Annotated in this window: 11 protein-coding genes; all 11 read left to right on the top strand. The window is 70.4% G+C overall.

What is annotated here, in order from left to right:
• The first annotated feature begins 280 nt into the window (after positions 1–280).
• Positions 281–1,153, top strand: a complete 873-nt coding sequence (locus tag M3N57_12280) for a hypothetical protein (protein MDP9023447.1) — start codon at positions 281–283, stop codon at positions 1,151–1,153.
• A 240-nt stretch (positions 1,154–1,393) separates the two neighbouring features.
• Positions 1,394–1,723 carry a 30S ribosomal protein S6 gene (rpsF, locus tag M3N57_12275; GenBank protein MDP9023446.1) on the top strand — a complete coding sequence of 110 codons (330 nt, stop codon included), beginning with the start codon at positions 1,394–1,396 and terminating at the stop codon, positions 1,721–1,723.
• Positions 1,724–1,768: 45 nt separating this feature from the next.
• The gene (ssb, locus tag M3N57_12270) at positions 1,769–2,212 is read left to right on the top strand and encodes a single-stranded DNA-binding protein (protein MDP9023445.1); all 444 of its coding nucleotides are present in this window, start codon (positions 1,769–1,771) and stop codon (positions 2,210–2,212) included.
• Positions 2,213–2,251: 39 nt separating this feature from the next.
• The gene (gene rpsR, locus M3N57_12265) at positions 2,252–2,473 is read left to right on the top strand and encodes a 30S ribosomal protein S18 (GenBank protein ID MDP9023444.1); all 222 of its coding nucleotides are present in this window, start codon (positions 2,252–2,254) and stop codon (positions 2,471–2,473) included.
• Between the two features lie 87 nt (positions 2,474–2,560).
• Positions 2,561–3,166 carry a 50S ribosomal protein L9 gene (gene rplI / locus M3N57_12260; protein ID MDP9023443.1) on the top strand — a complete coding sequence of 202 codons (606 nt, stop codon included), beginning with the start codon at positions 2,561–2,563 and terminating at the stop codon, positions 3,164–3,166.
• Positions 3,167–3,581: 415 nt separating this feature from the next.
• Positions 3,582–5,435 (top strand): replicative DNA helicase, encoded by a 1,854-nt coding sequence (dnaB, locus tag M3N57_12255; GenBank protein MDP9023442.1) that lies wholly within the window; start codon positions 3,582–3,584, stop codon positions 5,433–5,435.
• Between the two features lie 160 nt (positions 5,436–5,595).
• Positions 5,596–7,452 (top strand): translational GTPase TypA, encoded by a 1,857-nt coding sequence (gene typA / locus M3N57_12250; protein MDP9023441.1) that lies wholly within the window; start codon positions 5,596–5,598, stop codon positions 7,450–7,452.
• Positions 7,453–7,595: 143 nt separating this feature from the next.
• Positions 7,596–8,549 carry a PfkB family carbohydrate kinase gene (locus M3N57_12245; GenBank protein MDP9023440.1) on the top strand — a complete coding sequence of 318 codons (954 nt, stop codon included), beginning with the start codon at positions 7,596–7,598 and terminating at the stop codon, positions 8,547–8,549.
• A 57-nt stretch (positions 8,550–8,606) separates the two neighbouring features.
• On the top strand, positions 8,607–9,497 hold the full coding sequence (locus M3N57_12240) for a hypothetical protein (protein MDP9023439.1): 891 nt from the start codon (positions 8,607–8,609) through the stop codon (positions 9,495–9,497).
• 4 nt (positions 9,498–9,501) lie between these two features.
• Complete coding sequence (locus M3N57_12235) at positions 9,502–11,217, top strand: alpha/beta fold hydrolase (GenBank protein ID MDP9023438.1); 1,716 nt, start codon at positions 9,502–9,504, stop codon at positions 11,215–11,217.
• A gap of 290 nt (positions 11,218–11,507) precedes the next feature.
• Positions 11,508–11,884, top strand: a 377-nt coding sequence (locus M3N57_12230; protein ID MDP9023437.1) for a hypothetical protein, incomplete at its 3' end; no start/stop codon positions are given.

The following is an 11,884-nucleotide window of genomic DNA, read 5'->3' as shown; positions in this document are numbered from 1 at the left end:
CCGCGCCGCTGGCGTCGGTCCCGATCGACCGGGCGCATCGGATCCTGGCCGAGATCCTGTTCGGTGCCGCCTTACTGGTCGTGGCCACAGGGGCCCTGGTCGGCGAACTCGGCCCCGACCGCCGGTCCGCTGCCGCGTGACCCACTGACCCACCCGGCGTGCCTCCGGTTGCCTTGACGCGGCCGGGACCCGCGGACGTGTCGGCACGCGGGGTGGCGCGAACGCACCCCGCGAACCGCGACCCTCGCAGCCGGTTGGGTGCCGCGCTAGCGTGCAACCCATGCGGTTGAGCCTGCTCGTCTCGGCGGCGGCGCTACTCGGTTCGGCGTTGACCGTCGTTGCCGCCTCCCCCGCGGCGGCCGCGCGGACCGTCCAGGTCGTGGTAGCCGACGGCGGCTACAGCGACGGCGACGCCGACGGCAACGGGTCAGCGTGGACCACGGTCGTGCACGTGGGCGACACGGTGCGGTGGGTGTGGCACTCGGCCAACCAGGCGCCACATACGGTCACGGCGCTGGGAGTGGGCGGGTCCTTCGACTCCGACCGCCCCTGCACCAACGACCCCGCCCGTGACGTGTCGGCTTGCCGGATGCCGCCGTACGCCTACCAGTTCACGTTCACCGCTGAGGGAACCTACCGCTACCGGTCCCAGACCGACATCGCCCCGCCGCTCATCGGCACGATCGAGGTGGTGCCTGCGCCAGTCGCGCCGCCGCCACCGCCGCCCGGAGCCGACTCGGCCGCGGAGGCGCCACAAGCACCCGCGGACACCCAAGAGGGCGGCGACGCTGCGTCGAGTGCAGAGTCGGCCCCCGCGCCGGCGCCCGCCCGAACCGCTGCGGCATCCAAGTCGGGGGGGATCCGGGGCCGTGCCTGGCTGCCCCGTGTCGCGGTCGCCACGGCACCGGCACCCCCGGAGACGGGCGGGATGGTCGACGTGGCACCAGCGGTCGCGCCAGGGCGCACCCCGCAGGAGTCGTCGGGTTCGCCGCCTAGCGCCGCCCAGACGGTCACCGCGGAGCTGGCCGCCGACGTGCCCAGCCGGCGTGAGATCCCCCCCGAGGTGGCCCTGACCGCGGCGGCTGTCGCACTGCTGGTGCTCACCGCCGGGGCGTTCGGTCGCCTGATCCTGTTCGGACCGCCCTGGACGTGACGGGTCGGCCCCGCCGACGGTCGTCCACAGCGGCGGTCGGGGACGGTTGAGCCGGCGGTGACCGTCGGGTACGGTCGGCGCGTTCCGGGCCCGCTTCCCCGGCCGGTCGCCTGTGGCGACCAGACCCCGGGCCTACCCGACGACCGGTCGGGACCCGGAGGACGGGCCCTCCGGCACCCCTGCTCCCAACGGCGGCACACGCCGCGCCCGTGGGGGCCGTCAGCCCGAAGGGAGTGCGCTGTGCGCCACTACGAGATGATGCTCATCCTCCGCGACGACCTCGACGAGGAGGCCGTCGCCCAACAGGTCGAGCGCATCCAGTCGACGATCACCGACTCCAGCGGTCAGGTCATCCAAACCGAACACTGGGGCAGGCGGCCGTTCGCCTACGAGATCGACCACCGCCGTTCCGGCTACTACGTCGTCCTCGACTTAGAGGCCGAAGCCGACGCGGTGGGTGAACTCGAGCGGCAGCTGAAGATCAACGACGATGTGGTCCGGTTCAAGACGATCCGGCCCGAAGTCCGCGTCCACAAGCCCGGTGACCCGCGCCGGCGGACGCCGGTGTGAGCCCCGGTCGCCCCAACGGGGCGACACGAGCGAAGGAGCGAACGGATGGCGTTCGAGAGCAACATCATCACGATCATCGGCAACCTCACCGACGACCCCGAACTGCGCTTCACCGGCGCAGGCGTGGCGGTCTGCAGCGTCCGGGTCGCGACCAACCGCCGGTGGACCGGCCGTGACGGTCGCGAGCAGGAGGAGACGACCTTCGTCACCGCGAACGTCTGGCGTGACCTGGCCGAGAACGTCGCCAACAGCCTGCGCAAGGGCGACCGCGCCATCGTGATCGGGCGGCTGCGGATCCGATCGTACGAAGACCGCGACGGCCAGACCCGCTGGGTGACGGAGATCGAAGCGGACGAGATCGCTCCGAGCCTGCGCTGGGCCGTTGCCAGGCCCGAGAAGACCCGCGGACCGTCGGCGTCACGCAGCGACGAGTCCGGCGACTGGAGCGCTTCGACCACCGCTCCGGAGATGGAAGACGTACCGTTCTGAGCGACGGTTCGCTTCGGTGAACGATCAAGGAGGACGCGGATGGCGTATCGCCAGGCCAAGCCCAAGGTGTGCCAGTTCTGCCGGGAGCGTGTCGAGTACATCGACTACAAGGATCTGCAGACGCTGAAGAGCTACCTCAACGAGCGCGGCAAGATCAAGGCGCGCCGCTCGTCGGGGGCGTGCCCCCAGCACCAGCGGCAACTCGCTCAGGCGGTGAAGAACGCCCGCGAGATGGCGCTCATGCCCTACGCGGTGCGGTAGACACCACAGGTCGCCACGCGGACGCCGTCGTCGTGGTTCGGCGTCCGCGTGGGCGGTCGTCGCTGGCGAGCAGCCCAGGAGGCTGACGTGAAGGTCATCTTGAAGCAGGAGGTCGACAACCTCGGCCTGGCTGGGGACGTCGTCGAGGTCGCCGACGGCTACGGGCGGAACTTCCTGATCCCTCGCGGCCTGGCTATCAAGGCGACCAAGGGCGCCCTGAGGGAGGCCGAGCACCTCACCCGGGCCCGGAAGGCGCACGAGGCCAGGACACTCGGCGCGGCGCAGGAGTTCAAACGGCTGCTGGAAGCGCGCACGCTCCGTATCCCGATGCGTGTGGACGACAAGGGCAACCTGTACGGGTCGGTCGGCGCGTCGGAGGTCCAGAAGATCCTCAAGCAACGCGGCCACGACATCGAACGCCGCCACATCTACCTCGACCGGCCGATCAAGGAGATCGGCGACTACACGGCGGAGATCCATCTCCACCCGCAGGTCGCCGCTGAGGTCCCCATCGAGGTCGTCGACCTCGAAGGGCAGGTCACTCTCGAGACGGTCGCCGCGCAGCGCAAGGTCGAACGCGGCGAGGCCGCCACACTGCAGGAGGCCGCGCTGGCGGCTGCCGCCGAGATCGAACAGCGCGACGAGACCGAGGAGCCCGACGAGGCCGCGGCCGGCGCCACGGCCGGGGACTGACGTCCAGAGCGGGCATCCGGCCACCGCCGATGGGGGATCGCGCGCCCCGCACCGGACGAGTGATCGAGCAGGCCGTGCGGCCAACGTCCGCGAGCGTGCGGTCAACTCCCGGTCGTTGCTGTCCACAACATGTGGAAGCCGAAGACGGGCGCTGACAGGCACTGAGCGAGCCACCGGCGGGCTCACGCACGTCCTCCGATCGGCGTTTCCACAGCCCTTCCACGCGCATCCCACCAGGTGCGCGCCCGTTTCCACCGCTTCCCCACAGGACCGTCCCCAACCCCGGGCCCTCGTGTCACAGCCGGTGCCTAGCGTGCAGCAACCAGGGCAGCGGCGGTGCTCGACAGCGGTGCCCGACAGCGGCGCTCGACACCGGAGTGCCCGACAGCGGTGCTCGACAGGAGTGCCCGCGGCGGTGCTCGACAAAGGGGGCGGGACGGTGGTGGTCGATCAGCGCACCGGGAACGGCAGCGCCGTGTCGGCGAGGACATCGGCCGCGTTCGACCGCACGCCCCCGCAGCACATGGACGCTGAGGTGGCGGTCCTGGGCGCGGCGCTGCTGTCACGGCCCGCCCTGGCCGAGGTGGTCGAGATCGTCCGCGCGGACGACTTCTACCGGTCGGTGCACCGGATCGTGTTCGAGGCGATCCAGGACCTGTTCAGCCGGGGAGAGGTCGTCGACCCGATCACGGTGGTGGATCGCCTCGGCCGCGACGGATCGCTGGACGAGGTCGGCGGGGCGTCGGCGATCCACGATCTCGTCGCGGCTGTGCCCACCGCTGCCAACGCCGTCTACTACGCGCGGATCGTCCGTGAGAAGGCGATGCTGCGTCGGCTGATCGAGGCTGGCACGCAAGTGGTGCAGCTCGGCTACGAGGGTCACGATGACGTCAACGTCGCGCTCGACCGTGCCGAGCGCCTGATCTACGAGGTCGGTCAACGGCGCATGGCCTCGGAGTACTCGCCGCTGAAGGAGCTGCTGTCGGAGGGCTTCGAGCGGATCGAGCAGCGTTACGAGAACCGCTCCGAGGTCACCGGCCTGCCGACGGGGTTCAACGACCTCGACCGGCTCACCGCCGGGCTGCAGAAGCAGAACCTGGTGATCATCGCTGCGCGCCCGTCGATGGGGAAGTCCAGCTTGGCGCTGGGGATCGCCCAGTACGTGACGGTCGAGCTGAGACGGCCGGCGATCCTGTTCAGCTTGGAGATGAGCAAGGCCGAGATCGTCGACCGGATCCTGTCGTCCGAGGCGCGCATCGACTCGTTCAAGATCCGCAACGGCCGGCTCGACGACTCCGACTGGGCGTCGCTGTCGGACGCCATGGGGCGTCTGGCCGACGCGCCCCTGTACATCGACGACACCCCCTCGATCACCTTGATGGAGATCCGGTCAAAGAGCCGCCGGCTGGCCCAACGGCACGGCCTCGACCTGGTGATCGTCGACTACCTGCAGCTGATGCAGTCGCACCGCCGCGTCGAGAACCGCCAGCAGGAGGTCTCGGAGATCTCCCGGGGACTGAAGATGCTGGCCAAGGAGCTCGACGTTCCGGTCATCGCGCTGTCGCAGCTGTCCCGCCAGCCCGAGACCCGCGGCGACAAGCGCCCGCAGCTGTCGGATCTGCGGGAGTCGGGCTGCCTGACCTCCGAGACACGCGTGCTCCGTGCCGATGGGCGTTGGGTCGCGCTCGGCGAGCTGCACAGGACCGGGGAACGCGACATCCCGGTGTGGACGGTGGGCCGCGACCGCAGGCTCGTTGCGGGGAAGATGACGCACGTCTTCTCCAACGGACGCAAACCCGTGTTCCGTCTGCGCCTGCGCTGCGGGCGGTCGGTGGACGCCACCGCCAACCACCCGTTCCTCGCCGTCGACGGGTGGCGGCGGTTGGACGAGATCCGCGTCGGTCAACCGCTCGCCGTGCCGCGAGCCGCGCCTGAGCAGGCGTATGGTGCCCAGATCGCGTCGTCCGACGTTGTCTGGGATGAGGTTGCCGACGTCCGGGCGGTCGGCCAGCGCGAGGTGTTCGACGCGACCGTCCCGGGGACGCACAACTTCGTGGCCGAGGGGATCGTCGCCCACAACTCGATCGAGCAGGACTCCGACGTGGTGGGGTTCATCTACCGCGACCAGGTCTACGACCCCGACTCGCCGGACCGCGGCGTCGCCGAGCTGATCATCTCCAAGCACCGCAACGGACCCATCGGGGTGGTCAAGCTCGCGTTCCTCGACCACCTGACCAAGTTCGCGAACCTCGCCCGAACCAGCGTCTGACTGGTCGGTTCAGAGGTCCGCGGCCACAACGGTGACGCGTCGGTACGCTGCGCGCGACGGCTCGTCGCCCGGCACGTCTCCGTCCGTCGGTCTGCCGGCGCTGTTTCGCCGCGCGGCCTGGCCGCTGCGCCTCTACTGCCCTCTCTCTCGAAGGTGCCCCGTGGCCACCGCATCCCGCGATGACCTCCGCAACGTCGCCATCATCGCTCACGTCGATCACGGCAAGACCACCCTGGTGGACGCGATGCTGTGGCAGTCGGGGGCGTTCCGCGAGAACCAGGACGTCGCCGAGCGTGTCCTGGACTCCAACGACCTCGAACGGGAGAAGGGCATCACCATCCTCGCCAAGAACACCGCGGTGCGGAAGGACGGGCTCACGATCAACGTGGTCGACACTCCGGGCCACGCGGACTTCGGGGGGGAGGTGGAGCGCGCACTGGCGATGGTGGATGGCGCTCTCCTGCTCGTCGACGCCAGCGAGGGTCCGCTTCCCCAGACCCGGTTCGTGCTGCGCAAGGCGCTGGCGCAGCGCATCCCGATCGTCCTCGTCGTCAACAAGATCGACCGCGACGACGCCCGCCCCGACGAGGTCGTCAACGAGGTCTTCGATCTCTTCATCGACCTCGACGCGGACGACGACCAGATCGACATCCCCATCGTCTACACCAACGCCAAGGCCGGCACGGCGACGCTGGATCCCGGTCAGCCCGGGACCGACCTGACACCGCTGTTCGGCACGATCCTGACCAGCATCCCGGCCCCCGCGTACGACGACGAGCACCCGCTCCAGGCGCTGGTGACCAACCTCGATGCGTCGCCGTACCTGGGTCGGCTCGCGCTGTGCCGGATCCAGCACGGCTGGCTACGCAAGGGGCAGACCGTCGCGTGGTGCCGATCGGACGGGTCGACCGAGTACATGAAGCTCACCGAGCTCTACCTCACCGAGAACCTCGATCGCGTCCCGGTCACCGAGGCGGGTCCCGGTGACCTGATCGCGGTGGCCGGCCTCGACGCGGTCACCATCGGCGAGACGCTGGCCGACGCGGAGGATCCCCGGCCGCTGCCCGCCCTCAGCGTCGATGAGCCCACCCTGGGGATGACCATCAGCGTCAACACCTCGCCGCTGGCAGGCCAGGACGGCGACAAGCTCACGGCCCGCCTCATCCAGAGCCGCCTCGGCCAGGAGCTGGTCGGTAACGTCTCGCTCCGCGTCCTGCCGACCGACCGCCCCGACGCGTGGGAGGTCCAGGGCCGTGGCGAGCTCCAGCTCGCCGTCCTGGTCGAGACCATGCGGCGGGAGGGCTTCGAGCTGACCGTGGGCAAACCTCGGGTCGTCACCAGGGATATCGACGGCACGGTGCACGAACCGTTCGAGCGCCTGTCCATCGACGTGCCAGACGACTTCGTCGGGGTCGTCACCCAGCTGCTCGGCCTGCGCAGGGCCCGGATGGAGAGCATGGTCAACCACGGCACGGGCTGGGCCCGTCTGGAGTTCCGTGTCCCGGCCCGCGGACTGATCGGTTTCCGCACCGAGTTCCTCACCGAGACCCGCGGCACCGGGATCCTCCACCACGTCTTCGACGGCTACGGACCCTGGGTCGGCGAGATCCGCACCCGCCCGAACGGGTCGCTGGTCGCCGATCGACGGGGTCATGCGACGACGTACGCGCTGCTCAACCTCCAAGGCCGCGGCGTGCTGTTCCTCGATCCCGGTACCGAGGTCTACGAGGGGATGATCGTGGGTGAGAACGCCCGCGCCGAGGACATGGACGTCAACCCCACCAAGGAGAAGAAGCTCACGAACGTGCGCTCATCGACCGCGGAGGAGCTGGTGCGGCTGGCTCCTCCGATCAAGCTGTCGCTCGAGCAGGCCCTGGAGTTCATCCGTGAAGACGAGGCGGTGGAGGTCACGCCCGCGTCGGTGCGGCTCCGGAAGGTCGAGCTGGACCAGGCCGTACGCGGCCGGATGGTCAAGCGCGTCAAGCGCGGCGAGGTGCCCACGGGTCCCACCGCGTAGGGCCCGAAGCGACGACTTCTCCGTCGGTTTCCCGGCGAGGTCGCACAGCGCACCCCGCCTTCAGGCCGGGACGGTCGCACGAGCCTCCCTATGCTCGATCGGGGCCTGATGCCCGTCGCTCGCAGCGCTCACGTCAGGGACCGATGAGTCAACAGGCGGATCCGGGCGAGATCTGTGTGTTCGCGCCTGCGCCACTGCTGACCGTCACGATCGAGGAAGCCACCAACGGCGAGCCCGAGCTGCACGTGCACTGTGGGGGGCAAGGGTTCTGGGTCGCGCGGATGATCCAGACGCTGCAGGCATCCTTGGCGCTGTGTGCATCGTTCGGGGGAGAGACGGGGTCGGTGGCGCGCCACCTGGTCGAGGAGGCACGCATGTCCCTTCGAGCGACCTCGACCGGCAGCTCGAACCCCGCGTACGTCCAGGACCGTCGTGGCGGCGAGCGGGTAGAGATCGTCAACGTTCCTGGCGGTCCGCTGACTCGACACGAGCTCGACGAGCTGTACAGCGCGACGCTGACGGCGTCGCTGGGAGCGAAAGTGTGCGTGCTGACCGGCACGCAAGACCCCGAGATCGTGTCGGCGACGGTCTTCCGCCGGCTCGCGACCGACCTGGGGGCCAACGGCGTGATGGTGGTGGCAGATCTGTCCGGCGAGCAGCTGCGCCAAGCGCTTCGAGGCGGGCTGCGGATGCTGAAGATCAGCGAGGATGAGCTGCTCGACGGCGGGTGGGCCGCCAGCGACGACGAGGCCGCATTGATCGAAGGTCTGAAGAAGCTCCACGACGCCGGCGCTCAGGAGGTGGTCGTGTCGCGCGGTGCCAGGCCCGCCATGGCGCTGGTTGGCGACACGCTGCTGGCCGTCGAGCCGCCGAGCCTGGAGCCCGTCGATACGCGCGGGTCGGGCGACTCGATGACGGCAGCGCTTGCCGTCGCGCTCAGCCGCGACTTCGACCCTCCCGCGACACTGAAGTTCGCGGCTGCCGCGGCCGCCTTGAACATCACCCGCAGAGGATCGGGCAGCGGACGACGCGCCGACATCGAGCACCTCGGCGATCGCATCGAGCTGCGCCCGCTCGACGATCCTCCCGGGTCATGAACGACCGCCCGCCGAGGGCGCGGAGAGCCGGGTGTCGGCACCGGAACGGTCGCCTTCGTGCGCAACCTCCACCACGTGTACGTTCGCAACGCCCGCCGTGGTCAGCGGCCCGAAGACGGAGACGTGGCGCAGATCCGCAACACCATCCCGGACTTCCAGCGGTTCGCCGGTCGGGCGCTGTCGGTCGAGCAACGCACCCGCGAGCAGCTGTGGGATGAGCTGTACCGCTCGTTGCATCCGGACGTCTTCGAGCGGTTCTTCGACGGGCAGGGGTCACGGGAGGGGATCCCTGCGTTGGTCCACCGCATCCGCGCGCTCCGGGCCCGCGTGCAGAAGGCGGTTGCGGTCATGCCGGACATCATCGAACTCGTCGAGCCCGCCGTGCGTTCCACCCTCGACCTGCCCGACACACCCGAGCCCCTGCACGTCCTGATGGTCGGTAGCTTCTCCGCGAACGCGTTCGTGGACAGGCTGGACGGCGACGTCGCGGTGTTCCACTGCCTGGAGTGGTTCGCCGGCCGGGACCCGGCTCGGGTGCTGGTGGCCCACGAGGACACCCACGCCTGGCACCAGCTGGCCCAAGGGCCCGGCCCCGGCGACGATCCGGCCTGGACGGCGTTCTCCGAAGGGCTGGCGATCGCCGTGTCGCGGACGGTGGTGCCCGACCGCCCCGACGACGAGTACTTCTGGTACGGGCTCGGCGGGTTCGAGGACTGGCTGCCGTGGTGCCGCGAGCACCGCGATCAACTCCGTGAGCGGTTCCGCGAACGCCTCGACGACCCCGACGCGGTCGAGGCCTTCTTCGGTGGTGGGTTGGTCGAGGACCGCTGGCGGGTCGGCTTCTTCATCGCCGACGAACTGGTGCGCGACCTCGGCGTGCCGCCCACGGAGCTCGTTCAGATGAGCGTGCGAGACGCCGGTCGAGCGATCCGCGAGGCGCTTCGCTAGGACCGTGGGAGACACGCGGGCTCTGCTGCTCGCCGTCACGACCACCGTGGCGGTCACGGGCGTCCCCACCTGGGCCGAACAGGCTCCGCTCCGGTCGGATCAGGTCGTGCGGTCCTTCGACGGGACGCCGCTGTGGACGCAGCTGTTCCTCCCGCTGGCCGCGACCGGCGCTGCGCCCGTGCCCCTGGTGCTGCGAACCCACGGGTGGGCAGGGACCGCCGACAGGGAGCCGCACGGCACGGTCGCCCAGCTGCTCGACGCCGGCTATGCCGTGCTGACCTGGGACTCGCGCGGATTCGGCCACTCCGGCGGCGAGGTTCAGCTCAACAAACCCGACGTGGAAGGGCGAGACGTCAGCGCCCTGATCGACTGGGCGGTCGACAACGCCCCGATCGCCACCGACACCGACGGAGACCCCGTCGTCGGGCTCACCGGAGGGTCGTACGCCGGCGCCATCCAGACCGCGGCTGCCGCGATCGACGACCGCATCGACGCGATCGCTCCCGAGGTCTCCTGGTCGGACCTGCGCTACTCGCTGTACCAAGGCGGGGTCGTCAACTCCAGCTGGGGATCGATGCTGTACGCCGCGGGCGTGCAAGCCGCCCGCAAGGACGGCTTGGATCCGCCGGCGGGGCCACAGACGGGCGGGTTGGCGCCGGAACTGCACCGCGCGTACGCCGAGTTCGTCGCCACCAACCAGCTCTCCGACGAGGCGCTGACGTTCCTGGCCGACAGCAGCCTCGCCCGGTACGGACAGGATCGGGTGATCGACGTCCCGACGCTGGTGATGAACGGCAGCGTCGACACCCTGTTCGACCTGACCGACGGCAACGGGATCTTCCAGCACGTCCGCGCCCAGGGTGCCCCGGCCAAGTACGTGATCTTCTGCGGCGGCCACGTCCGATGTCCCTACCCGGACGCCGACGACCGCGCACACCTCGACCGCGCCATCCTGGCTTGGTTCGCCCGCTACCTCGACGGCCGGGACGTCGACACGGGGCCGGCGGTCGAGTACCGCACCAACGAGGCGGTGTGGCGTGGCGCGGACGACTTCCCGCCCTCATCGGCCGTCTTCGTCACCGCCGACGGCGACGACACGGTGATCCAGCCGGGCGCACCGGCCGTCGACGGCCCGCCGAGCGGACCGACCACCGGACCGCACACCATGGCCGCCCCCAACCCGCCGGGCGACCCGGCGGCGCTCACCGTCGAGGTCGCGGCTGCAGACCGACGTCCGCTCGAGCTCGTCGGGGTCCCACGAGCGACCGTGACGGTGACCGGCGAGGGGCCGGTAGCGCACCTGTTCGTCAAGCTCGTGCACCGCGAGGCCGGTCACGTCATCCACCACCAGGAGGCGTCGTTGCGCGTCGAGCATCTGTCGTCCGACCCGCAGCAGTTCGAACTGGACCTGCCCGGCGTGGCCTACACGGTTCCCGAGGGGGACCACCTTGACGTGCAGGTCGCGACGTCGAGCACCGTCCATGCCCTGGCCCGTCACCCCGCGCGGGCGGCGGTGCGGGTAGAGGTCACCGTCCCGGTGGTCGGCGGGACCGCGAAGACCGGGGGAGATGGCGAGGTGCACACGACCGGGCCAGTCGGGGACCGCCGTGCCCCCCACCCGCCGTCTGACCCGCGGTGGTGGAGGCTCGCGGCACCCGCGGCCGGCATCGCGATCGCCGCGCTCGCCGTCGGGGTGGTCGCTGTCCTGCGACGCGGCTGATCCCTGGTCGCCTCCTGGTCGCGGGACGGGTGTTGGTGTCGATCTGGGCGATCGCGACGTTGGACCGTGCTCGCCCGCTGTAGAACCGCGCTCGGCCGGCCGATAACTAGCTCAGGTGGACCGACCCGTCCGTGCTTCGCAACGTTGAGTGTAGACGCGACCACGAAGAGTGGGTAAAGTTCGGTCTTGTAACTAGTACGCCGGTACGACTGCGAGGTGACACCGTTAGCCGTTCAAACCGCCAGCGACGCGGCGGCCCCTCCGGCCGTCTGCCTCTGCTGCTCGCCGCGGTGTTGATCATCCTGGCCCAGACCGGGGTGGTCTACCTCGCCGTGGATCACCTCGGGGAGCGGGGACTGCGTTCGACGAGCCGGCCGGCGGTGAGCGGTACGCCGCCCCGTGAGGTGACGGATCCTCTCCGCGTCGACGCGCCCCAGCGGCTGTCACCACCGCCCGCCGCGGTCCCGGCCGATGCAGCCGGCGGAGGCGCAGACCCGGTGCCGGACGCGACGACGCTCGGTCGGGCATCCGCCGATCAGCGCAGTGAGCCCAAGCAGAACGCTGACCGTGGCCGTCCGGCGACCCAGCCGGCACCGGGAGGACCGGCCCGCAGCCAGCCCCAGGCCCCCGCCGCCCCGCAGGCGCCACCTCGACCGCAGCCGCCGGC

The organism is Actinomycetota bacterium, assembly GCA_030776725.1.
Classification (GTDB): domain Bacteria; phylum Actinomycetota; class Nitriliruptoria; order Nitriliruptorales; family JAHWKO01; genus JAHWKW01.
This window is presented reverse-complemented; position numbering and strand designations above follow the sequence as displayed.

Coding starts and splice junctions, on each gene's coding strand:
- M3N57_12280 (MDP9023447.1), top strand. CDS start 281: ATGCGGTTGAGCCTGCTCGTCTCGGCGGCGGCGCTACTCGGTTCGGCG.
- ssb (MDP9023445.1), top strand. CDS start 1,769: ATGGCGTTCGAGAGCAACATCATCACGATCATCGGCAACCTCACCGAC.
- rpsR (MDP9023444.1), top strand. CDS start 2,252: ATGGCGTATCGCCAGGCCAAGCCCAAGGTGTGCCAGTTCTGCCGGGAG.
- M3N57_12245 (MDP9023440.1), top strand. CDS start 7,596: ATGAGTCAACAGGCGGATCCGGGCGAGATCTGTGTGTTCGCGCCTGCG.